The sequence below is a fragment of the Micromonospora sp. DSM 45708 genome (genome assembly GCF_039566955.1).
GTDB lineage: Bacteria > Actinomycetota > Actinomycetes > Mycobacteriales > Micromonosporaceae > Micromonospora.
Map to the genome: position 1 here is coordinate 2,634,629 of NZ_CP154796.1, position 22,268 is coordinate 2,656,896.

The 22,268-nt window shown below is 74.6% G+C and carries 19 protein-coding genes; 8 read left to right on the forward strand and 11 right to left on the reverse strand.

Annotated elements, in window-relative coordinates; all coding sequences use genetic code 11:
- The first annotated feature begins 172 nt into the window (after window positions 1-172).
- Window positions 173-448, forward strand: coding sequence for a YciI family protein (locus tag VKK44_RS11565; protein ID WP_343446917.1), 276 nt, complete (start codon window positions 173-175; stop codon window positions 446-448).
- On the forward strand, window positions 445-1,650 hold the full coding sequence (locus VKK44_RS11570; protein ID WP_343446918.1) for an RNA polymerase sigma factor: 1,206 nt from the start codon (window positions 445-447) through the stop codon (window positions 1,648-1,650). Before VKK44_RS11565 ends, VKK44_RS11570 begins: the two co-directional genes overlap by 4 nt.
- Before the next feature lie 198 nt (window positions 1,651-1,848).
- On the opposite strand, the gene VKK44_RS11575 is transcribed toward VKK44_RS11570, so the two are convergent.
- Window positions 1,849-2,268, reverse strand: coding sequence for a MarR family winged helix-turn-helix transcriptional regulator (locus VKK44_RS11575; protein ID WP_343446919.1), 420 nt, complete (start codon window positions 2,266-2,268; stop codon window positions 1,849-1,851).
- Window positions 2,269-2,347: 79 nt separating this feature from the next.
- Between VKK44_RS11575 and VKK44_RS11580 the strand changes: the two genes are divergently transcribed.
- Window positions 2,348-4,138 (forward strand): ABC transporter ATP-binding protein, encoded by a 1,791-nt coding sequence (locus VKK44_RS11580; protein WP_343446920.1) that lies wholly within the window; start codon window positions 2,348-2,350, stop codon window positions 4,136-4,138.
- 118 nt (window positions 4,139-4,256) lie between these two features.
- On the opposite strand, the gene VKK44_RS11585 is transcribed toward VKK44_RS11580, so the two are convergent.
- On the reverse strand, window positions 4,257-5,117 hold the full coding sequence (locus tag VKK44_RS11585; protein ID WP_343446921.1) for a hypothetical protein: 861 nt from the start codon (window positions 5,115-5,117) through the stop codon (window positions 4,257-4,259).
- Window positions 5,118-5,590: 473 nt separating this feature from the next.
- Here VKK44_RS11585 and VKK44_RS11590 point away from each other — a divergent pair, with 473 nt between their 5' ends.
- Window positions 5,591-6,139 carry a hypothetical protein gene (locus tag VKK44_RS11590; protein WP_343446922.1) on the forward strand — a complete coding sequence of 183 codons (549 nt, stop codon included), beginning with the start codon at window positions 5,591-5,593 and terminating at the stop codon, window positions 6,137-6,139.
- A 52-nt stretch (window positions 6,140-6,191) separates the two neighbouring features.
- Here the strand turns inward: VKK44_RS11590 and VKK44_RS11595 are convergent, their stop codons facing one another.
- The gene (locus VKK44_RS11595) at window positions 6,192-7,250 is read right to left on the reverse strand and encodes a cobalamin-independent methionine synthase II family protein (protein WP_343446923.1); all 1,059 of its coding nucleotides are present in this window, start codon (window positions 7,248-7,250) and stop codon (window positions 6,192-6,194) included.
- 520 nt (window positions 7,251-7,770) lie between these two features.
- On the opposite strand from VKK44_RS11595, the gene VKK44_RS11600 reads away from it, so the two are divergent.
- From VKK44_RS11600 to VKK44_RS11615, 4 genes are all read left to right on the forward strand, one after another.
- Window positions 7,771-8,298, forward strand: a complete 528-nt coding sequence (locus VKK44_RS11600) for a hypothetical protein (protein ID WP_343446924.1) — start codon at window positions 7,771-7,773, stop codon at window positions 8,296-8,298.
- A 140-nt stretch (window positions 8,299-8,438) separates the two neighbouring features.
- Window positions 8,439-11,348, forward strand: a complete 2,910-nt coding sequence (locus VKK44_RS11605) for a M36 family metallopeptidase (RefSeq protein ID WP_343446925.1) — start codon at window positions 8,439-8,441, stop codon at window positions 11,346-11,348.
- 185 nt (window positions 11,349-11,533) lie between these two features.
- Complete coding sequence (locus tag VKK44_RS11610; RefSeq protein WP_343446926.1) at window positions 11,534-11,974, forward strand: ribonuclease domain-containing protein; 441 nt, start codon at window positions 11,534-11,536, stop codon at window positions 11,972-11,974.
- A gap of 57 nt (window positions 11,975-12,031) precedes the next feature.
- The gene (locus VKK44_RS11615) at window positions 12,032-12,445 is read left to right on the forward strand and encodes a barstar family protein (RefSeq protein WP_343446927.1); all 414 of its coding nucleotides are present in this window, start codon (window positions 12,032-12,034) and stop codon (window positions 12,443-12,445) included.
- Window positions 12,446-12,576: 131 nt separating this feature from the next.
- On the opposite strand, the gene VKK44_RS11620 is transcribed toward VKK44_RS11615, so the two are convergent.
- The 8 genes from VKK44_RS11620 to VKK44_RS11655 form a co-directional block, all read right to left on the reverse strand.
- Window positions 12,577-13,296 carry an HD domain-containing protein gene (locus tag VKK44_RS11620; RefSeq protein WP_343446928.1) on the reverse strand — a complete coding sequence of 240 codons (720 nt, stop codon included), beginning with the start codon at window positions 13,294-13,296 and terminating at the stop codon, window positions 12,577-12,579.
- Window positions 13,297-13,303: 7 nt separating this feature from the next.
- Window positions 13,304-13,753, reverse strand: a complete 450-nt coding sequence (locus VKK44_RS11625) for an ATP-binding protein (protein WP_343446929.1) — start codon at window positions 13,751-13,753, stop codon at window positions 13,304-13,306.
- Window positions 13,754-13,985: 232 nt separating this feature from the next.
- Complete coding sequence (locus VKK44_RS11630) at window positions 13,986-15,365, reverse strand: pectate lyase family protein (protein WP_343446930.1); 1,380 nt, start codon at window positions 15,363-15,365, stop codon at window positions 13,986-13,988.
- A complete protein-coding gene (locus VKK44_RS11635; RefSeq protein WP_343446931.1) occupies window positions 15,358-16,563 on the reverse strand; it encodes a Gfo/Idh/MocA family protein in 1,206 nt (401 codons plus the stop codon). Before VKK44_RS11635 ends, VKK44_RS11630 begins: the two co-directional genes overlap by 8 nt.
- 58 nt (window positions 16,564-16,621) lie before the next feature.
- Complete coding sequence (locus tag VKK44_RS11640; RefSeq protein ID WP_343446932.1) at window positions 16,622-18,112, reverse strand: mannitol dehydrogenase family protein; 1,491 nt, start codon at window positions 18,110-18,112, stop codon at window positions 16,622-16,624.
- Window positions 18,103-19,404: an enolase C-terminal domain-like protein gene (locus VKK44_RS11645; protein WP_343446933.1), complete on the reverse strand. Its 1,302-nt coding sequence runs from the start codon at window positions 19,402-19,404 to the stop codon at window positions 18,103-18,105. Before VKK44_RS11645 ends, VKK44_RS11640 begins: the two co-directional genes overlap by 10 nt.
- Window positions 19,401-20,834: a glucuronate isomerase gene (uxaC, locus tag VKK44_RS11650; protein WP_343446934.1), complete on the reverse strand. Its 1,434-nt coding sequence runs from the start codon at window positions 20,832-20,834 to the stop codon at window positions 19,401-19,403. Before uxaC ends, VKK44_RS11645 begins: the two co-directional genes overlap by 4 nt.
- Window positions 20,835-20,851: 17 nt before the next feature.
- Window positions 20,852-22,180 (reverse strand): Gfo/Idh/MocA family protein, encoded by a 1,329-nt coding sequence (locus VKK44_RS11655; RefSeq protein WP_343446936.1) that lies wholly within the window; start codon window positions 22,178-22,180, stop codon window positions 20,852-20,854.
- Window positions 22,181-22,268: the final 88 nt, after the last annotated feature.

Below are 22,268 nucleotides of genomic sequence, written 5' to 3' on the forward strand. Positions count from 1 at the left end.
CCGGAATCCCGCGCGCCCGGCGTGTCGAGACCGGCGTCCGCCGTTCGTGTGAAGGGTGGAGGGCGACAGGGGTCGCCGGTGCGGAGGAGGAACCCGTGAAGCAGTACCTGATCAGCATGTACCAGCCGGCCGGCGCGCAGCGCCCGGACCCGGCGTTCCTGGCCGGGTTGTGATGCGCGAGGTCGAGGCCATCGGCCGGGAGCTGCGCGACGCCGGGTGCTGGGTGTTCGGCGACGGCCTGCACGCGCCGGAGACCGCCACCGTGCTGCGGGCAACCGGCGACGACGTGCTGGTCACCGACGGGCCGTTCGTCGAGGGCAAGGAGTACCTGGGCGGCGTCACCATCATCCGCGCGCCCGACCTGGACGCGGCGCTCGACTGGGGCCGCCGCTACGCCCGCGCCACCACGCTGCCGATCGAGGTCCGGCCGTTCCAGGGCGAGGGATGACCGCTGTCGAACGCGTCTTCCGGGCCGAGTACGGCCGCGCGGTGGCCGTCCTGGTCCGTCTCCTCGGCGACATCGACCTCGCCGAGGAGGCGGTCCAGGACGCGTTCGCCGTCGCGGTGCGCCGCTGGGCCGTCGACGGGCCGCCGCCGAGCCCGGCCGGCTGGATCGTCACCACCGCCCGCAACCGGGCGATCGACCGGCTGCGTCGCGAGTCCACCCGCGCCGCCCGGCACGCCCAGGCCGCGCTGCTGTACGCCGCCGACCCGCCCGCCGAGGAGGGACCCGTGCCCGACGACCGGCTGCGGCTGATCTTCACCTGCTGCCACCCGGCGCTCGGCCCGGCCGCCCGGGTGGCGTTGACGTTGCGTCTGCTCGGCGGCCTGCGCACCGCCGAGATCGCGCGGGCCTTCCTGGTGCCGGAGCCGACCATGGCGCAGCGCCTGGTCCGGGCCAAGGCCAAGATCCGGGACGCCGGGATCCCGTACCGGGTGCCCCGCGACGCCGACCTGCCGGACCGGCTGCGCGGGGTGCTGGCCGTGGTCTACCTGATCTTCAACGAGGGGCACACGGCCAGCGCGGGGGAGCACCTGGGCCGCGTCGAGCTGGGCGCCGAGGCGATCCGGCTGGGCCGGCTGCTGGTGACGCTGATGCCGGACGAGCCGGAGGCGCTCGGACTGCTCGCGCTGATGCTGCTCACCGAGGCGCGGCGGGCCGCCCGCACCGGCCCGGACGGGGTGCCGGTGACGCTGCCGGAACAGGACCGCAGCCGGTGGGACCGGACGCTTGTCGTCGAGGGTCAGGACCTGGTGCGCCGCTGCCTGCGGCGGGACCGGCCCGGCCCGTACCAGATCCAGGCCGCGATCAACGCGGTGCACGCGGACGCGGCCACCGCCGCCGCCACCGACTGGGGTCAGATCCTCGCGCTCTACGACCGGTTGACGGCGTGCGCGCCGGGGCCGGTGGTGGCGCTCAACCGGGCGGTCGCGCTGGCCGAGGTACGCGGACCGGCCGCCGCCCTGGCCGAGGTGGACCGGCTCGACCTGGCCCGGTACCACGTGTGGCACGTCGTCCGGGCCGACCTGCTGCGCCGCCTCGACCGGCCGGCCGAGGCGCGGGCCGCGTACGACGCGGCGATCGCCGGCACCGGCAACGACGCGGAACGGGCGTTCCTGCGCCGGCGCCGCGACCGGCTCGCCGGGTAGCGCCACGGTCGGCCGGCTGCGTCGCCACCGCGGCCGGCATCGGTAGCCGGGGCCGGCGGGCGGCGTCGGTAGCCGGGGCCGGCGGGCGGCGTCGGTAGCCGGGGCCGGCGGGCGGCGTCGGTAGCCGGGGCCGGCGGGCGGCGTCGGTAGCCGGGCCGGCGGGCGGCGTCGGCGCGTGGGCAGGGCCGGCGGGTGACGCTACCCGTCGCGCAGCCGGCGCAGGATGCGGGTCAGCTCCGCCCGGTCGCCCGGGTCGAGCACGCCGAAGAACCGTTCCGCCTCGGTGGCCCGGGCCGCCCGGATGGCGGCGCCGACCCGTTCGCCCGCGGCGGTGGGCGCGACAAGCGTGGCCCGCCGGTCGCCCGGGTCGGGCCGCCGCTCGACCAGGCCGCGCTCCTGGAGGCCGTCGACCACCTCGGTGGCCGAGCGGGGCGCGATGTGCAGGTGCTCGGCGAGCGCGCCGGGGCGTAACGCGCCGTGCCGCAGCAGCACGCCGAGCGCCCGCGCCTGCCCCGGGCTGACCTCCCACGGCTCCAGCGCGCCCTTGGTCTGGTGGCGCAGCCGCCGGGCCACCGCCCAGAACGCCTCGGCCAGGCTCTCCTCGTCGCTGCCGCTCACCCGGAATACGGTAACAGCCGATCGGGTTGTTCCCTCATGATGAGGTAACCTCAGCATTACCCGACGAAGGAGCACCCCCTTGGATCGCATCCCCGACGGCCGCGGAGCCGGCCGAACCGCGTCCCCCGCCGAGAAGGCCCAGGCCCGCGACGTGTCGCTACGCCGCATCGGCGGCCTCTTCACCGCCCACCGCGGCCCGCTCGCCGCCGTGGTGGCGATCATCGTGGCGTCGTCGATCATCGCGATGGCCTCGCCGTTCCTGCTGCGTACCGTGATCGACCGGGCCCTGCCCGACCGCGACCTGACGCTGCTGGCCTGGCTGGTCGCGGCCATGATCGCGGTGGCCGCCGTCACCGCCGTGCTCGGCGTCGTCCAGACCTGGATCTCCACCCGCGTCGGCCAGGAGGTCATGCACCGGCTGCGCACCGACGTCTTCGCCCACCTCCAGCGGCAGTCGATCGGCTTCTTCGTGCGCACCCGCACCGGCGAGGTGCAGTCGCGCATCACCAACGACATCGGCGGCATGCAGTCGGTGGTCACCTCCACCGCCACCTCGATCGCCGCCAACCTCACCACCGTGGTCGCCACCACCGTGGCGATGGTGGCACTGAGCTGGCGACTGACGCTCGTCTCGGTGATCGTGCTGCCGCCCGCGCTCTGGCTCACCCGCCGGGTCGCCCGGCTGCGCCGCGAGATCACCGCCCGGCGCCAGCGCGAACTGGCCGACCTCACCGTGACCATCGAGGAAGGGCTGTCGGTCAGCGGTGTCCGACTGGCCAAGACGCTCGGCACCGGCGCCGCGCTTGTCGACCGGTTCACCGCCTCCTCGGCCCGCCTGGTCGACCTGGAACTGCGCTCCGAACTGGCCGGCCGCTGGCGGATGGCCGCCATGACCGTGGTCTTCGCCGCCATCCCCGCCGTGATCTACCTCGGCGCCGGCCTGCCCGGCACCGCCGGCACGCTCACCATCGGCACGCTCGTCGCGTTCACCGCGTTGCAGGGCAACCTGTTCCGCCCGCTGATGGGCCTGCTCAACGTCGGCGTCACGCTGACCGCCTCGCTCGCGCTGTTCGCCCGCATCTTCGAATACCTCGACCTGCCGGTGGAGGTCGCCGAGCCGACCCGCCCGACGCCGCTGGACCCGGCCACGGTCCGCGGCCACCTGCGCGTCGAGGACGTCACGTTCAGCTACCCCGGCAGCGACACCGCCGCGCTGGCCGGCGTCACCCTGGACGTCCCGGCCGGCACCAGCCTGGCCCTGGTCGGCGAGACCGGCTCCGGCAAGAGCACCCTCGCGGCCCTGATCAGCCGCCTGCACGACCCGGACGCCGGACGGATCACCATCGACGGCGTCGACCTGCGCGACCTGCGCCTGGCCGACCTGGCCGCCGTCGTGGGCGTGGTCAGCCAGGAGACGTACCTGCTGCACGCCACCGTGCGCGACAACCTGCGGTACGCCCGGCCGGACGCCACCGACGCCGACATCGAGGCCGCCGCCCGCGCCGCCCGCATCCACGACCTGATCGCCGCGCTGCCCGACGGGTACGACACCATGGTCGGCTCCCGTGGCCACCGCTTCTCCGGCGGCGAGCAGCAGCGCCTGGCCATCGCCCGGACGCTGCTGCGCGACCCACGGATCCTGGTGCTCGACGAGGCGACAAGCGCGCTGGACACCGAGACCGAGCGCGCGGTGCAGCGGGCCCTGGACGAGCTGGCCCGGGGCCGGACCGTGGTGACCATCGCGCACCGCCTCTCCACCGTGCGCGACGCCGACCGGATCGCCGTGCTCGACCACGGCCGCATCGTCGAGTCCGGCACCCACACCACCCTGCTCGACCACCAGGGCCGCTACGCCACCCTGGTCGGCTGAACCCCCGCCCCGCCCCGCCCCGTCCCTGGCCTTCGTTGATCTTGCAGTTGCTGCCCTCCCATATCAGAGCAAGTCCGACTTTCCCGGGGCCGCAAGTGCAAGATCGCTGGGGGTGGGGTCAGGGCTCAGGGCTCGGGGGTGGGTTCTCGGCGTGGGGTGGGTGGGAGCGTTGACCCGGGGCCGGGCGTGGGGTGGGCGGGGGCAGCAGGGGGTCCAGCGGCATGAACATCTCCGCCGGGGCGTCCGGCCGTGGGCCGCGTCGGGGCGGCGCGGGTCGGGCCGCGGCGCGCCCCGTGCTGCCGGGCGGTCGCTCCGGCGCGTCGGGTGGGGGCGGGTCGCGCCGGTGGCGTTCCTCGGCGTACTCGGCGCGTCGGCGGGCCAGGTCGCGTTCGCACTCCAGCGCGATGCGCTGCTCCCAGTACGGCTGGAGCAGCCGGCGGACCCGCTCGTCCAGATGCACGGTCACGTCCGGCTCGCAGGTGAACGTCACGTCGCCCCGCGCGTACGCCCAGGGTGGTGGATCGTGCTCGGCGAGCGCCGCGGTCAGCGCGACGAGCAGGTCGCGCGGACGGTGCGGCGGCACCTCCGCCGCGCAGCGGACCGCCAGCCGGTGCAGCCGCTGCGTCGCCTGCGGCTGAAAATAGTCGACGTACCAGCCGAACAGTTCCGGCCGGGCGGTCTCCGACGACCAGGTGAAGGTGGCCCGGACCCCGAACACGTAGACCTGGCCCTGGGCCGGCACCACCAGCGGCTCCGGTCGCCGCCGGTCGATGGTGGTCACCGGCGTCGCCGGCTCCTCGGTCCACCACAGGTGCCGCAGTGTGGGCTGCGCGCCGGCCCAGAACCGTCGGCCGCGCCGACGCGCCGCGTCGCCGAGCGTCCGGGCCCGTCCGGCCCAGCGTCGCCGCCAGCCGTCGACAGGTGCGCCGGGCGTCGGTCGCCGGCCGGTCGGGTCGGCGCCCGATGGCATCGCGGTCATCGCACCCCTCTCCGCCGGGCGACAGCCGGCCGCCCGGCCGTCGTGGGGCGGCGGGTCGGTCGGGTGAGGGGGTGTCTCGGAGTCAACCTAACAACCGGGTACGGCCGGAGTGGGCAGCCGCGCGGGCGACCCGTCGCTCGCGTTCGTCCGATCGGACGACGTGTCGCGTAGTCCGATCGACGGGACTTGCCGCCGAATCTGTTAACGTTCCCAATGCGGTCGGTCCCGTCCACGGGACCGACCGTCCAAACCAGACGGTGATCTCAGGGTGATGTCTTGATTCCGCTACGTCGCGCTTCGTAGCGTGAGGCTTCCGCAAACCGCTCGGTGGTGGGGCGCCACCGACGGCTGCGGTCATTCCCGTGGGGGGCGAATGCTGATCGCCGGAGCCGTGCCGGTCACCACCGTCATGGCGGGGTTGCGTGCCGACAAGCCGACGTCCGCCGGGCCGGGCGCGGGGAGGGACTGAACGCATGGGCGTGGAAGCTCGCCGGGCCGCCGGACGGACCATCGAATTCCTCAGGTCGCTCGCGGAGCGGCAGTACGACCGGGTGTGGACGCCGGACTTCCTCACCCTCACTCCCGACGTGCAGGGTTTCGTGGTGTACCACCACGGCGGGCTGGTCCTGGTCTACGGCGCGGTGGTCCAGGGCGACCCGACCCGCTGGTTCTTCCAGATGGCGTGCGCGCCCGGCGCGGACGTCGCCGACATCTCCGGCGCGATGAGCTGGGCGAACATCCGCAACCGACTGGCCGACACCGGGCGCTACTACTGCGTGGTGAAGGCCGACCAGGGCGCCTGCCACGTGGTGTTCACGCTCGACGTGTGGAGTCCGCTGCTGGAGGACGTGACCGCGCCCGAGGCGCAGGCCGTACGTGACCTGCTCGACGGCGCGCTCGCGGTGTGCGTCCACAACGCGACCGCTGATTTCCGGGACCTGTCCGCCTACCTTCCGGGGGCCCGGCCGCTCAACCCGACCGAGGTCGACGCCTGGACGCTGTTCGCCTGCACGCAGGACTGACCGGGAATCCGGTCCTGTTCGCGGAGAGTTCGGTGCGGACCGTCGCGGACGGTCAGAGCCTCTCCGCGGCCAGGGCCGTGCCCTCGATCCGGGCCCGTACCTTCGCGAATGCCGTCTCCCGAGACGTCGACACGTCATCGCCGAACGGCGCGAACCCGCAGTCGTCGCACGTACCCAGCCGCTCGGGCCCAAGGTGCTCGGCGGCCAGGAGTACCCGGTCGCGCACCTGCGCGGGAGTCTCGACCTGCGGGTCGATCGGGTCCGTGACGCCGACGAAAACTCGTTGTCCGGGCCGGGCGTGCGCCGCGATCGTTGCCAGTACCCGCTTCGGGTCCGGCTCGCTCGCGAGCTGCACGTAGAACCGGCCCGCGTTGAGCGCGAACAGGCTCGGCAGGAGTTCGGCGTAGTCCACGTCGAGGCTGTGCGTCGAGTCGCGGTCGCCGCCCGGGCAGGTGTGTACCCCGATCCGTGCCCGCTGCGCGTCAGTGAACCGGTCGAGTACCCGGTTGTTGAGCGCCACGAACGACTCAAGTAACCCCTTGGACGGATCGAGCTTCACCGACAGCCGGCCCTCGGTGAAGTCGAGCTGAACCGAGTCCGCGCCGGCGTCGAGCGCCGCACGGATGTCCGCCTCGGCCTCGTTGACGAGGTCGTCGAGGAACGCCTCCCGGTCGTACCCGGCGATGCCGTCCGCCGGGTACAGCAGGCTCAGCGCGGACGGCGCGATGACGGCCTGCTTGACCGGCACCGTCGCGTACCGCTGCGCGCCTCGCAGGTACTCCACCGACCGCACCGCGTACCGGAACGGCCCCTCGGTCAGCCTCGGCAGCTGCCGGGTGTGGCCGTCCGCGAACGGGATCACGACGCCGTCGGGCGCCACGTTGGTGAGCCCGGCGAGCGGGTACGTCGCGAAGCTGGGCTTGCGCTGCTCGCCGTCGGTCACCACCGGCGACCCGAGCGCCACCAGCCTCGTGATCGTGTCCCGCACCGCCTCGTCGTACCGCGTCCCGAGTTCGTCGGCGCCGATCCGGCCGGCCGCGTGGTCAGCGGCGGCGGCCAGCAGCTCGGGCGAGCGGGGGATGCTGCCGATCGGTTCGGTCGGGATCATCATGCGGGCACGATAAGGGACCATCGTTGCCGGCACGTTCTTCGGAATTGCGCTGTGCGTTCCCGTGCAACGCCTCGACCCGGAGGCGTACGCCGCCGTCCGATCGGCTTCGCGTCCCGGTGATCGCACCTCGGGAAACCAGCGATAGCGTGGTCAGCCGGACGGAATCGGCGGGCGGGGGATCGATGAGCGTGTGGGGAAACCTCGCACCTGCTCCCGAAACCTGGTCGACCGCAACCGGCGGCCTTGGCGTCCCGCAGCCCGCGGGACCGAGAACCGGGCCGGCCGGCAGACTCCAACGATCGAGCCCGTCCGTCTGCCTGACGGTCCTCGGCGCCCGGACACGGTCGTCAGGGCCGCCTGATCGGGCGGGCCGAGTCGCCGTCAAGGTCGCTCGACTCGGCCGATCAGGCGCGGTGGCGGGCGTCCGCACCGTTGATTGCGGCCCGGCAACCGATCCCGCCGACCGTCCCTCGTGGTCGGATCAGGTTCCGTTCCGTCGTCGGGGGAGAGGGGAACACCCATGAGCCGGAACAGTCCCGCGCTCGGATTCCTGCTGTGTCTGCTGATCGGAGGTGCTCCGATCCTGCTCGGCGTCATGGCGGCCCGTCGGGGCAAGCGGAAACTGCGAACCGCCCCCGGAGGTGGGGACGGGGCGCCGCTCGTGACGTTCGAGGGGTTCACCGCCGGCCTCGGTGCCCGCCCCGACGCCAGCCGGATCCACGCGGTGATGCGGGTCTTCGCCGAGCACCTCGTCGTGACGCGCAGCCTGATGGCCGGCGGGCGGCTGGTGACGGACCGGTTCGCCGCCGGCGACGTCCTGTCGGTGCGCGAGGACGAGTTCCACATGACCGGGATCGCGGGAGCCGTCGCCGACCGCAACGTCAGGCATCCGGTGAGCCGCCTCCTGGGGGCGTCCAACATGCTCCCGGGCGTCCTGCTGCGGACCCGCCGGGGCGACCTCGTGTTCGTGGTCGAGCGGAAGGACCAGATCCGCCGTCGAGAGGTGTACCTGGCCGTCTGCACCCTGATCGGCCAGCAGCCGCGCTGACCGGCACCCACAGGCATCGACGCACTGCCATTAATGGATGTTCGGCGGGTGTCGGCCGGTCGATCATCCTGGTCGGATGGCGGAACGGACATCGCCGTTCGACGATGACAGGAGGGACCGTGCGCACACCATCGCGTGCGTTGACGGGGACCACCGCGCTGCTCATGGCAGCCGGCATGGTCCTGACCGCCGGAGCCGGCGGTCAGGCCGCACCCCGGGACCAGGCCCGCACCGGGGCCGTACCCGACCACCTGCCGGGGGACCGGCACGACACCAAGGCCACCGACAACCGGACGGGACGCGTCGCCGTCACCGCGCGGCAGCGGGACCGGGTCGCCGCGCTGGGCGCGCGGGTCCGCTGGACCGACTTCGGTACGCCGGCCACGCTCACCTCGACCGGCAAGCCGCTCGCCACCGGACTGCCCGCCGACCCGGCCGCCGCCGCCCGCGCCTACGTCGCGGCGAACTCCGACGTGCTCGGGCTGACCGCCGAGGCCGCCGCCGCGCTGGAGCAGTTGACCGTGGCGCCGATGGGGGCGGGCGCGACAGTGCTGTTCCGGCAGCGCTTCGGGGGCCTGCCGGCCGCCGTCGACGGCATGCTGGCGATCGGCGTACGCGACGGAGCGGTCTGGCACGTCAGCTCGTCACTGGCCCGTGACGCCGGGGCGCCGGCGCCGGCCACGATCGACGCCGCGCAGGCCCGCAGGGCCGCCATCGCGGACGCCGGCCGCGCCGACGCGCGGGTCCTGCGTACCTCGTTGGTCGCGGTGCCCACCGCGGACCGGGGGCCGCGCGCGGCCTGGGAGGTCGTGCTGGGCGCGGACACCACCGGCGCGGACCCGGCCGCCTACTCCACCTACGTGGACGCCCGCGACGGCGGCGTGCTGGTCCGCGAGGACCTGATCGACCAGGACGCGGACCACGCGTCCTGGGACGTGTTCCCGAACTCGCCGCGCGTCGACAGGTCCTCCGTCGACACCCGGGTGCGCTGGTGTGCCGCGCCGGCGGCCGGCTGCCGCGAGGTGGTCGGCGTGCCGGGACACCCGGCGTGGGACGTGGACCCGGGCACCGGGGCGTCCACCACCACGACGAAGGGCAACAACGCGATCGCGGTGCAGAACTGGTTCAGCAACGACCCGTTCAGCGTCGGCACCGAGACCGCCACGCCGCGACCGGACCGCGTCTACGCGTACCCGTGGACGAACCAGTGGCAGGAGCGGCGCTGCGACCCGGAGGTGTTCACCTCGCCGCAGGCGAACGACATCGACGCGGCCCGCGCGAACCTGTTCGGGATGCACAACCGGATGCACGACTGGACCTACCACCTGGGCTTCACCGAGGAGACCTGGAACCTGCAACAGGACAACCTCGGCCGGGGCGGTCTCGGCGGCGACGCCGAGCAGGGCAACGCGCAGGCCGGCGGCGTCAGCGGCGGCCCGCCGACGTTCCCGGCCCGCAACAACGCCAACCAGATCACCCCGCCGGACGGCGTCGCGCCGACCACCAACATGTACCTGTGGCAGCCGGTCGCCGGCTCGTTCTACGCGCCCTGCGTGGACGGTGACTTCGACATGTCGGTGATCGCCCACGAGTACGGCCACGCGGTCACCAACCGCATGATCGCCGGCCCGAGCGCGGGCGTCAGCTCCCCGCAGGGCATGAGCGAGAGCTGGTCGGACCAGCTCGCCATGGAGTACCTCTACGAGCACGGGTACGCCGCGCCCGGCCGGCGTGGCTTCACCATCGGCGAGTACACCACCCAGGACCCGAACGCGGGCATCCGCAACTACAACATGAGCGCCAGCCCGCTCAACTACTCGTCGGTCGACTACGACGTGACCGGCCTCCAGGTGCACGCGTCCGGCGAGGTGTGGAGCGCCACCAACACCGACATCCGGGCGGCCATGATGCGCCGCTGGGGCGCCGGCACGCCGGCCGTGCAGAAGGCGTGCGCGACCGGGGCCCGCGACGTGACGGCCTGCCCGGGCAACCGGCGCTGGATCCAGCTCGTCGTCGACTCGTTCCTGCTGATGGCGGTCAGCCAGGTCAGCATGGTCGACGCCCGGGACGCGATGCTCGCCGCCGACCGGATCCGCTTCGGCGGGGCCAACCAGGACCTGCTCTGGAACGCGTTCGCCGCGCGTGGCCTCGGCGAGACCGCGGCCAGCGTCGGCAACGCCGACGCCGATCCGACGCCGGGCTTCACCTCGCCGTACGCCTCGGAGGGCTCGCTGCGGCTCCTGCCGCTCGGCGACCGTGGACCGGTGGCGGGCGCGCAGCTGTTCGTCGGGCGCTACCAGGCGCGGGCGGTGCCGGTCGCGGACACCGACGCGGCCACCCCGCTGACCGACCGGGTGGACCTGGTGCCCGGCACGTACGAGTTCGTGGTCCGGGCGCCCGGTCACGGGCACACCCGGATCGGCCCGGTGACGGTCCGGGCCGGCCAGAACCGCACGCTGTCGGTGTTGCTGACGCCCAACCTGGCCTCCACGGCGGCGGGCGCGACGGTCGCCGGCGACGGCATCAACCTGACCTCGGTCGCGGACGACGACGAGGCCACCAACTGGGCCTCGCTCGGCGCGCCGGTGGCCGGCCGGCAGGTCACCGTCGACCTGGCCGGCGGTCTCCAGCAGGTACGCCGGGTGCAGGTCAGCGCGATGCTGCGCCCGCCGGTGGCCGGGGACCCGGACGCCGGCACCCAGAGCCGGTACTCCGCGGTGCGGCAGTTCCGGGTGCTGGCGTGCACGGCCAGCGGCACGGTGACCTGCGCCGACGCGGCCGACTTCCGGCCGGTGTTCACGAGCCGGCCGGACGCCTTCCCGGCGGTGGCGCCGCGCCCCCGGGCGCCGGAGCTGATCCTGCGTTCGTTCGACATCCCCCGCACCCGGGCCACCCACCTGCGCGTCGAGGTGCTGACCAACCAGTGCACCGGCGCGCCGGACTACGCCGGTGAGCAGGACGCCGACCCGCGGGCGGCGACCGACTGCGCGACGGCCAGCCCGCAGGCGCAGAACGTGCGGATCGCCGAGTTCCAGGCGTTCGCGCACTGAGCACGCGGCGGGTGCGGGCGGGTCGGTTCGCCGTCCCGTCCGCACCCGCCACCGCGTGTTCACCCGGCATTCGGGGCCCGGTCGCCGGCCGGGGACTGTACGTCGGGCAGGATCCTCGGCAGACTGAGCGCCGACCAGCCAATGATGTTGGTCGATGCCCTGTCGGCTCGCTCAAGGAGGATCCCTTGACCCCGTTCCGCGCCGCCGTCACCCGCGTACGCCGCGCCCTCGCCGCGTCCGCCCTGGTCACCGCCATGGCCGCCGTCGCGCTCGTGGCCCCCGCCACGGTCTCCACCCGACTCGCCGAGCCCGCCGAGGCCGCCGTCTACAGCTCGTGCACGCTGTCCCGCTGCGCGGATGCCCGTACGGCCCGCTCCGGCTGGTCGGCGAAGAGCTTCCCGACCAGCCGGGGCTGGTACTCGTGGAGCGGCGGACAGTGCAACTTCGCCGGCGGCCAGTTCTACAACCGCGAGGGCCAACTGCCCACCAACGCCACCTACTACGAGTACGACGTCTACCCGCGCGCCTGCAACGCCGCCCGCGACGCGTACCGGATCGTGGTGAACAGGAGCACCGGGACGACCTGGTTCTCACCCGACCACTACGCCAACTTCTACCGACTCTGATTTCCCGTCGGGGCCGGCCCCCCCCCCCCGCCCCCCACGGTCGGAAAGGACGGACCGATGGGCGCAGCGTCCCCGCAGCCGCCGGCCTGGCTCACGCTCGACGCCGGGCCGGCGCCCGAGCCGGCCGGTGTGCCGGTCTCCGGCCCGGCCACCCGCACCCGGGCGGCCCTGCACGAGACGCTGGCCGAGGCGCTGCCGCTGCCCGACTGGTACGGCCGCAACTGGGACGCCCTCGCCGACGCCCTGGCCGACCGGATCGACTCCGGGCCGCTCACCCTCGTCGTCCGGGACGCGGCGCACCTGCTCGCCGACGAGCCGCCCGCACAACTCGGCACGCTGCTCGACGTGCTCGGCGCGGCAGCCGCCGGCGGTCACGCCACCCTGCGGGTGGTGCTGCGCGAGCACCCGGAGCGGCTGCCCGCGCTGCGCGCCAGGGTCGCCGCCGCCCTCGGCGCCCCCGAACCCACCTGACCCGCCCCGCCCGCCCCGCGCCCCCACCCCCTCCGGTTCGCGCTTTCTGGGAAAGAGTGGCTGATCCGCCGGGAATGGCCACACTTTCCGGGAAAGAGGCCGTGCCTGGGGTGGGGTGGGGTGGGGGTGGGTCAGGTCGGGGTGTCGAGGATGGCGCTGAAGCGCTCCTCGGCGAGGTCGAGTTGAGCGAAGATGTGCCGCTTGACCGGCGCCGACAGCGGCGTGTCCGGGCGCGCGATCAGCTCCCGGAAGACCGGCACCAGCGGGCGGTACTTGGCGGCCGACCGGGGCACCTTCGGACCCACCGTGTGGATCACGCCGACGCCGTTGTCGGTGAAGTCGGACACCTTGATCACCCGCGCCCAGGGCTCCCGGTCCAGGCTGGCCGCCACGTGTTCCCGGTACTGCGCGTCCCGGTCCCGGTCCGGGTCGTACGCCGGATTGGTGACCGCCGCGACCAGCCGCGCCACCCGCGGGCCGAACCGCTCGGCGAGCGTGGCCAACGCCGCGGTCGTCACGTCACCGTCCACCGCCGGGCCGGCCAGCTCGACCGGGTGGTCCTCGACCGCGTCGTGCAGCAGCCCCGCGACGATCACGTCCACGTCCCGCACCTGGTAGTGGTGCATCAGCCGGATCGCCACCCGCAGCAGGTGGTTCAGGTACGGCTCGCGGACCCGCCGGTCGTCGCGGTGCAGGTCGGCGGCGAGGTCCAGCGCCTCGGTCAACCGGTCGCGCGCCGCGTCGTCGAACGCGGCGACCTCCAGCCGGAAGCGGGCCAGCAGGCCGGGTTCACCATGGATCTCGGTGATCGCATGCATCGGCATGGTGGCGAGGTACGCGGGGAACTCCATGCGTCCCTTATAGCTGATCTTCGCTCGCCGTGGATGTCGGCTGGCCGACGCCGCCACCGGTGAGCCGCTTGACCAGGCGTACGCAGGTGCCCTCCGGCGTGCCGACGATGGTCGCCTCGTCCATCACCCGCGCCATGATCAACCGCCCCCGGCCCCGGTCGCTGTCGTCGCCGCTGTCGGCCGGCCGCCAGACGCCGCGGTCGCGTACCTCGATCTCCAGGCGGTCGTCGCGCAGCTCGACCCGGAGCGTGGTGATTCCCTCCGGGGCGAACCGGTAGCCGTGCTCGATCGCGTTGGCGCAGGCCTCCCCGGTGGCGATCAGCACCGTCTCGACGTCCCACTCGCCGATGCCGTGCGCGTGCAGCCAGCCGCGCAGCCGCTCCCGGGTGGGCGCGAGCCGGCCGGGGTCGGCCGGCAGGTCGATGGTGAGGACCCGGCCGGATGTCCCACCCGTCACGTCCGGCCTCCGTCCCGTGCCCGTCTCCGGGCCTGGGCGTCCACTCGCGCTGTCACCGCCCGCTTCTCACCCTCTTGTCCCCGGTGACCGTCGGTTCATGCCACCGACGGCGGGTCCGTCGAGGTGATCATCTCGCATCGGGGCCGGCGTGTCAGCCGACACCCCGACGGACGTCGCCGGGCCGGCGTCCGTCGGGAGCGGACGCCGGCCCGGGTCGCGGGTGGGGGAGCGGTCAGAGCGGGAGCCGGCCGGCGCCCGCCCACGCGCCGACGACCAGCGGGACCAGCGGCGTCGGCAGCGGCGGCGCGGCGCGCAGGGTGGGCGTCCAGCCGGCGTCGCCGCCCAGGTCCGGGTCGTGCGCGGCGTTGTACGCGGCCAGCAGGTCCACCGGCCGGGCCCGGCCGTCGCCCTGCCGCACCCAGCTCCCGCGCTCGGTGAGCGCGGTGCCGCCCCAGTCGTGGATGAGGTCCGCCGGGTCGACGTCGTCGGCCAGCGTGAAGAAGTTGTGCTCCGCGACGATGGCGGACCGGACGCCGACGCCGAGGGCGTACTCGAAGCCCGGGCCGCCGAGCCGGTAGTGGTTCTCGTGCACGTCCACCTGACCGAACCGCACCCGGGGCAGCCGCTGGAGGTCCCCGTCGAACAGGTTGTGGTGCACGCTGACCTTGAGCCGGTCGACGTCCGGGCCGACCGTGTTCGAGGAGCCGATCAGCATCAGCTTGTCCCGCCCGACGAACCGGTTCCAGGACGCGGTGACCAGGCTGGCGGTGTGCGTGACGTCGAGCGAGCCGTCGTGCACCTGGTAGGGCCGGCCGAAGTAGCTCGGCTGCGCGCCGTCCGGGTTGTCGCCGTCGGTGAACGTGTTGTGGTCCACCCAGACGTGCTCGCTGCGCCGCACCGAGATCTGGTCGTACTGCGAGTTCCAGTTGCCGGCCTCGCCGTCGGTGGGGGACCAGGCCGGGAAGCAGTCCCGCGCGTCGGCCAGCTCCATGTTGCGCACGATCACGTTGGCGACCCGGTCGATCATCAGCGTCAGCCCGGTGAGCCGGGCGCCGCGCAGCCCGACGATGGTGGTGTTGGACCCGACGTTGATCTGCGTCTGCCGGGTCTGGGCGGCCACCGACCGGACCCGGGCCGCCTCCAACGGGCCGCTCGGGTCCACCCGGCCCCAGACCGCCGGGTCGTACGCGGCCAGGTAGGCCGGCAGCGAGTACTCCGCGTCGGCCAGGTCGGCGCAGCTCAGCGGCGTGCCGTCGGGCCCTTCGAAGCCGTCGATCGGGCCGGCCACGTACACGATCTTGGGAGTGGCGTCGGCGGCGTTGGTGGCGTTGTCGCCGCCGAGCGCGGCGACCAGCTCGGCGCGGGTACGCACCACCCGTACCCGGTCCGCGGTGGCGGCCCCGCCGCCGGTGGTGCCGGCGCCCTCGGCGGCCCAGCCGTCGTTCGCCGGCAACGCCTGACGGCCGAGCAGCTTCGCCGCCGGCTCCTGGCGGCCGATCGGCTCCGCCGCGCGGGACGACCACTGCCCGGCGGGGGCGGCCGACGCCGGCCCGGGGGTGGTGACCGCGAGCGCGGCGGCGAGGATCGCGGCGGTGATCGTTCTTCTACGCATGACGTGTTCCGTCCTGTCTGTCAGGGATGTCGACACCGAGGTCCACCAGGTACGGCCGGACCGCCCACGGCACGCCCGCCTCGGACGGCAGCACGCCGGTCTCCGCCGCGTCCCGCAGCACCGCGTTGACGCCCCGGAGCACCCGCACCCGTTCCGGGCCGTCGCCCACGGTGCGCACCAGGTCACCGTGGAGCAGCGTCGGCGCGGGTGCGTCCCGCAGCGCGTCCAGCACCTCGGTGAACGGCCCGGTACGCGCCAGCGGCGCGATCAGCGGCACCCCGACGGCGCGGTGGTCCAGCAGGTTCGCCAGCAGCCCGACCCGGCCGGGCACGGCCCGCGGGCGGGCGTCGCCGGGCAGGCGCAGCCGGTCGGTCGGGTACTCCAGCACCGCCCGTCCCCGCTCGCCGGTGACCAGCACGTCACCGGCGACGTGCTCCTCGGCGGCCAGCGTGAGCGCGGCCAGCACCGGCGGGCCGGCGTCGGGGGTCAGCCGCAGCACCGTGGTGTCGTCCACCTCGATCGGACGGACCCGGTAGCGCTCCACCTCGATCCGGGCCGGCCGCACCGGCGCTCCGGTCACCGCCTCGGCCACCGCCAGGCACTGCATCAGCGCGTGCGCGAGCGGGTTGGCCAGCGCGCCGTCGAGCGCCGGCCGGCCGTCCACCGACCGCCGGCCGGCCCACGGGGAGCGGGCGTAGTAGGCGTCGGGACGCTGCCAGGCCGCCACGGTGGCGATGCCGGTGACCGGGCCGAGCCGCCCGGCGGCCAGCGCGCCGGTCAGCTCGGCCAGCGCCGCCGAGCCGAGCGCCTGGAAGTTGACCTGCACGGCCCGGCGGGCGGCGGTGGCCGCGTCGACAAGCGCCCGGTGCTCGGCCAGGTCGAGCACCGGCGGCTTCTCCAGCAGCAGGTCCGCGCCGGCGGCGAGCACGTCGCGTGCGATCGGCAGGTGGGTGTGCGGCGGCGTGCACACCACCACCACGTCCGGGCGGGACGCGGCCAGCATCGCCCGGTGGTCGGTGAAGATCCCGGTCCCCGGCGGCGTCGGCGCGTCCGGTTCCTCCTCCGGGGGCCGCACGTCGACCAGCGCGACCAGCCGCAGCCGGCCGGCGCCGTGCAGCGCGGCGATCACCCGCCGGTGCCAGCGGCCGTGCCCGTTCGCGCCGACCAGCGCCACCCGCGGCGGCGCGTCGCCGCTCACCGGACACCCGTCGGTGTGCCGCCGCCGGCCCGCGCGTCCGCGCGCGGCGGACCGCCGGTCACCGCGCACCGGCCAGTGTGGCCCGCACGCCGTGCCGGTCCAGCGCGGTCAGCCAGCCCGTCACGTCCGCCCGGAACTCCTCGTCGGCGGCCAGCTCGGCGGGGAAGACCTCGCGGACCGCGAAGACCGCGTCGACCACGCCGGCCGGGGTGTGCCGACCGGCGGCCAATGCCGCGCGCAGCCGGTCGGCGAGCGGGTCGTCCAGCGGCAGCGGCCGACCGTCGTCGGTGTGGCCGTGCAGGAACCGCAGCCAGGCGGCCACCACCAGCGCGCTCCACCGCGCCGACCGGCCGCCCGCCCGCAGGTCGACGGCCGTGTGCAGCACCCGCTGCGGCAACTTCTGCGAGCCGTCCGAGGCGACCTGTGCGGTGCGGTAGCGGATCGCCGGGTTGCCGAACCGGGCGAGCACCTGCTCCCCGTACTCGGGCACGGAGACGCCGGGCGGCGGGGTGAAACTCGGCGCGATCTCCTCGGCGACCAGCCGGCGCAGCACCGCGTCCAGATGCGGCAGCGCCAGCGCGTCGAGCACCGTCTCCGCGCCCGCGAGGGCGCCCAGGTACGCGGTGGCCGAGTGCACGCCGTTGAGCGCGCGCAGCTTCAGCCGCTCCCACGGGCCGGCGTCGTCGGTGAGGACCGCGCCGGCCCGCTCCCAGGCGGGCCGGCCGCCGGGGAAGTCGTCCTCGATCACCCACTGCGACCACGGCTCGGCCGCGACCGCCGCCAGGTCGGTCACGCCGAGCGCGCGCCGCGCGGTCTCCCGGGTCTCGTCGGTGCTGGCCGGCACGATCCGGTCGACCATGGTGCCGGGGCAGGTGACCTGCGCCGCCACCCGGTCCAGCGTCGCGTCCGGCACCCGGGCCAGCGCCAGGCACTGGTCGACGAGCGAGCGCAGCCGGCGCCCGTTGGCGGGCAGGTTGTCGCAGCTCACCAGCGCCAGCGGCCCGGCGTCGGCGGCGGCGCGGGCGAGCAGCCCGCGTACCAGCAGCCCCGGCACGGTGCGCGGCGGCCGGTCGGTGGTCAGGTCGGCGGTCAGTTCCGCGTCGGCGGTCAGCGCGCCGGTCACCGGGTCGAGCTGGTAGGCCTTCTCGGTGACGGTCAGCGTGACCACCCGGATCGCCGGGTCGGCGAGCAGGCGCACCACCGCTTCCGGGTCGGCGGCGGCGTGCCGTACCCCGGCCAGCGCGCCGACCACCCGGGTCGACGCGCCGTCGGCGGCCAGCGTGGTGACGCTGAACAGCGCGTCCTGCGCGGCCAGCGCCTCGACCACGTCGGTGCTGCGCGGCGCGACGCCGACGATGCCCCAGTCGCCGCCGGCCGCGCCGACCGCCGCCTCGGTGTGCACGGCCTGGTGGGCCCGGTGGAACGCGCCGAGCCCGAGATGGACGATGCCGGCCGGCACGGTGCCGGGGCGCAGCAGCGGCCGGCTCGCCTCGGGCAGCCGGCGCAGCGTGGCCAGGCCGAGCCGGCCGGTGTCGACGGTCAGCGCCATGCCGGTCCCTCCGGGAAGCGGAACTCCGCGATCGACTCCGGCCGCATGGCGGCGCTGTAGCCGGGCGCGGTGGGCAGCAGGTAACGCCCGCCGCGGGTGCGGACCGGGTCGACGAAGTGCTCGTGCAGGTGGTCCACGTACTCGACCATCCGGCCGTCCAGGCCGGTGCTCACCCGCAGGTGGTCGAAGACCGCGAGGTGCTGCACGTACTCGCAGAGCCCCACGCCGCCGGCGTGCGGGCAGACCGGCACCCCGAACTTCGCCGCCAGCAGCAGCTCGGCGAGCACCTCGTCGACGCCGCCGACCCGGCACGCGTCGACCTGCATCACGCCGATCGCCTCGGCCTGGAGCAACTGCTTGAAGATGACCCGGTTGGCCGCGACCTCGCCGGTGGCGACGCGGCACCGGCCGCCGGACAGCTCGGTCACCGCGCGGGCGATCCGGGCGTGGCCGAGCACGTCGTCGGCGTGAGTGGGCTCCTCGATCCAGTACGGGTCGACCTCGACCAGCACCCGCATCGCGGCGATCGCCTCGTCGACGTCCCAGACCTGGTTGGCGTCCATCATCAGCAACGCGTCCGGGCCGATCTCGGCCCGGATGATCCTCCCCCGCCGCAGGTCGTCGTCGAGCCGGCCGCCGACCTTCATCTTCATCGCCCGCCACCCCCGGGCGTACGCGTCGCGGGTCAGCGCGCGCACCTGCTCGTCCGGGTAGCCGAGCCAGCCCACCGACGTGGTGTACGAGGGGAAGCCGTCGCGCTCCAGCCCGGCGAGCCGGTCGCCGAGCCCGTCGCGGCCCTTGTCGAGGATGGCCGCCGCCTCGTCCGGGGTGAGCGCGTCGGTGATGTGGTGGAAGTCGACGGTGGCCACCAGCTCGTCGGTGGGCATCTCGGCGAGGAACCGCCACATCGGCTTGCCGGCCAGCTTGGCGCGCAGGTCCCAGACCGCGTTGACGAGCGCGCCGGTGGCCATGTGGATCACCCCCTTCTCCGGGCCGAGCCAGCGCAGTTGCACGTCGGCGGTGAGCGAGCGCCAGAACGCCACCGGCTCGGCGGCGATCTCGGCGACCGTGCGCCCGCGTACGTGGTGGGCGAGCGCCCGCACCGCCGCGCAGGTGATCTCGTTGCCCCGGCCGTTGGTGAACGTGAACCCGGCACCGGTCGGCCCGCCGTCGGTGGTCAGCTCCACGTACGTGGCCGAGTAGTCGCCCCGGTTGATCGCGTCCGAGCCGTCGCCGCTGGCGGCGGTGGGGAAGCGCACGTCGTGCACCGTGACGTCGACGATCCTGGTCATGAGCGCCCTCCGGAGAACTTGAAGACCTGCTTGGGCAGCCGGTACGCCAGGTCGACGATGGTCTCGGCGGCCTCGTCGCCGTCCAGCCGGTGCTCGGCGACCAGGCGGGCCAGGAAACCGGCGTCGACCCGGCGGGCCACGTCGTGGCGGACCGGGATGGAGCAGAACGCGCGGGTGTCGTCGACGAACCCGGCGGTGTTGTAGAAGCCGGCGGTCTCGGTGACCGCCTCCCGGAACCGCCGCAGCACCTCCGGCGAGTCGAGGAACCACCAGGGCGCGCCGAGCCGCAGCGCGGCGTAGCCGCCGGCGAGCGGCGCCAGCTCCCGGGTGAACGTGTCCTCGTCGAGCGTGTAGAGCACCACGGTCAGCCGCGGGTCGTTGCCGTGCGCGTCCAGCAGCGGCGCGAGCCCGTGCACGTAGTCGGTGGCCTGCGGCACGTCGCCGCCGACGTCGCGGCCGTGCCGGGCGTGCAGCCAGCGGTTGTGGTTGCGCACCGCGCCCGGGTGCAACTGCATCACCAGGCCGTCGTCGAGCGACATCCGGGCGAACTCCAGCAGCATGTGCGCCCGGAACGCCTCCGCGTCGCCCGCGTCGGCGAGGCCGCGCCGGCCCTTGTCGTACAGCGCCGCCGCCTGCGCGGGGTCGAGCGCGAGGGTACGCGCGGTCGGGTGCCCGTGGTCGGACGAGGTCGCGCCGGCCGCGATGAACGCCGCCCGGCGCCGCCGCAGCGCGGCCAGGTAGCCGGCGTACGTGCCGGTGTCCTCGCCGGAGACGTCGGCGAGCCGGTCCACGTTGGCCGCCCAGCCGTCGAACTCCATGTCCACCACGTCGTCCGGGCGGAACGTGGTGACCACCCGCCCGCCCGGCCCGCCCCAGCCGTCGGCGGCGAGCTTGGCGTGCCGGCCCAGGTCGTCCAGGGGCGACTCGGTGGTGGCGAGCACCTCGATGCCGAAGCGGGTGAACAGCTCCCGGGGCCGGAACGCCGGCTCGGCGAGGCGGGCGGCGAGCGCGTCGTAGACGGTGTCGGCGGTGGCCGGGCCCAGCGGCGTGTCCACGTCGAACACGTTCCGGAACGTCTGCTCCAGCCACAGCCGCGACGGCGTGCCCCGGAACAGGTGCCAGTGCGCGGCGAAGCGCCGCCAGATGGTCCGCCCGTCGGTCTCGACCGGGCTGCCGTCGACGCTCGGCACGCCCAGCTCGGCCGGCGGCACGCCCTGGCTGAGCAGCATCCGGGTCAGGTAGTGGTCGGGCACGATCAGCAGCCGGGCCGGGTCGGGGAACGGGCGGTCCTCGGCCAGCAGCGCCGGGTCGACGTGCCCGTGCGGGGAGATGATCGGCTGCGTGGCCGCCAGGGCGTACAGCTCGCGGGCCAGCGCGCGTTGGCCGGGCTCGGCGGGCAGCAGCAGATCGCTGGGGGAGATGATCGGCACGGAAGCGGGCTCCTCGGTCAGGGCAGGGTGAGCAGGTCGGCGACCCGGACGGGCGCGCCGGTCTCCAGCGAGCGGTTGGCGGCCAGGCCGGTGAGCAGTGCGAGCGCGCCGTCGTACGCGGTGGCGGCGCGGCCGAGCGGATCGGGTTCGCCGCCGAGCAGCACCCGGGTCATCCGGGCGTCCGCGCCGCCGTGCCCGCGCCGGGTCCAGCCCTCCACTCCGATCTCCACCGGCGGCGCCCAGAACGGTCGCAGCGTGAGCCGGGCCGCGCCGCGTTCCACCGCGGCCTCGTCGCCGTGCAGCGCGGCGCCCTTGAGCGCGGACGCGCCGCCGGGGCTGACGTGGTCGCTCTCGGTGACCTCCAGTTCGAGGCGGCCCCGGCTGCCGTTGACCATCACCCGGTAGCCCTCCCAGGGCGCGTACGCGGTGAGGTGGTAGGTCATGGTCGCGCCGGTGGAGTAGCGGGCCAGCACCGCGAGGTCGTCCTCGATGGTCACGCCGGGGGCGAACACGTTGCGGTCGCGGTGGTAGCCGTCCTCGGCCTCGGCGTCGAGGTACAGCTCGCGCAGCCGGGGGTGCTCGGCCAGCCGCAGCGCGAACGGGTCGTCGTCGGCGGCGGGGGCGCCGTGCGCCCGCTCGTAGTCGCGGGCGTAGCCGTGCCGGCGGCCGGTCTCGCCGTAGAAGAACAGCCGGCCGGCCGCGTACACCTCGACCGGTCGGGCGTCCAGCCACCAGTTGACCAGGTCGAAGTGGTGGCTGGCCTTGTGCACGAGCAGGCCGCCGGAGGTGGCCTTGTCCCGGTGCCAGCGGCGGAAGTAGTCGGCGCCGTGCCGCACGTCCAGCAGCCACTCGAAGTGCACCGAGCCGATCTCGCCGACCGCGCCGTCGGCGAGCAGCCGGCGGAGCTGCTCGTGCAGCGGGTTGTAGCGGTAGTTGAACGCGACGGTGACCTGCCGGCCGGTCTCCGCGACCGCGTCCAGGATGCGCCGGCAGCGGGGCGCGTCGACAGTCATCGGCTTCTCGGTGACCACGTCGCAGCCGGCCCGCAGCGCGGCGGTCACGTACTCGTCGTGGGTGACGTCGACGCTCGTCACCAGCACCACGTCGACCCGCTCCTTCGCCAGCATGGCGGCGAAGTCGCCGGCGGCGTACGTGGGCACCGTCGGGTGGCCGAGCTCGGCGAGCCAGCGGTTGTGCGCGTCCATCCGGGTCTGGTTGACGTCGGCCAGGGCGACCAGTTCGGCGGTGTCGGCGTGGTCGAGCGCGAGCGCGCGGACGAACATCTCGGCGCGCGCCCCGGCGCCGACCAGGGCGTGGCGGACCCGTTTCCGGGCCGGTGGTGACATGACGTCGGCCTCCCGCGGTTATGCAAAGGTTTGCAGCCGAAGAAACCACGCCGGCCGATACGACGTCAACGGTCGATGGACATCCCGC

Coding starts and splice junctions, on each gene's coding strand:
- VKK44_RS11620 (WP_343446928.1), bottom strand. CDS start 13,296: ATGGAGTTCCCCGCGTACCTCGCCACCATGCCGATGCATGCGATCACC.
- VKK44_RS11630 (WP_343446930.1), bottom strand. CDS start 15,365: ATGCGTAGAAGAACGATCACCGCCGCGATCCTCGCCGCCGCGCTCGCG.
- VKK44_RS11615 (WP_343446927.1), top strand. CDS start 12,032: ATGGGCGCAGCGTCCCCGCAGCCGCCGGCCTGGCTCACGCTCGACGCC.
- VKK44_RS11565 (WP_343446917.1), top strand. CDS start 173: ATGCGCGAGGTCGAGGCCATCGGCCGGGAGCTGCGCGACGCCGGGTGC.
- VKK44_RS11645 (WP_343446933.1), bottom strand. CDS start 19,404: ATGACCAGGATCGTCGACGTCACGGTGCACGACGTGCGCTTCCCCACC.
- VKK44_RS11655 (WP_343446936.1), bottom strand. CDS start 22,180: ATGTCACCACCGGCCCGGAAACGGGTCCGCCACGCCCTGGTCGGCGCC.
- VKK44_RS11570 (WP_343446918.1), top strand. CDS start 445: ATGACCGCTGTCGAACGCGTCTTCCGGGCCGAGTACGGCCGCGCGGTG.
- VKK44_RS11600 (WP_343446924.1), top strand. CDS start 7,771: ATGAGCCGGAACAGTCCCGCGCTCGGATTCCTGCTGTGTCTGCTGATC.
- VKK44_RS11585 (WP_343446921.1), bottom strand. CDS start 5,117: ATGACCGCGATGCCATCGGGCGCCGACCCGACCGGCCGGCGACCGACG.
- VKK44_RS11590 (WP_343446922.1), top strand. CDS start 5,591: ATGGGCGTGGAAGCTCGCCGGGCCGCCGGACGGACCATCGAATTCCTC.
- VKK44_RS11595 (WP_343446923.1), bottom strand. CDS start 7,250: ATGATGATCCCGACCGAACCGATCGGCAGCATCCCCCGCTCGCCCGAG.
- VKK44_RS11640 (WP_343446932.1), bottom strand. CDS start 18,112: ATGGCGCTGACCGTCGACACCGGCCGGCTCGGCCTGGCCACGCTGCGC.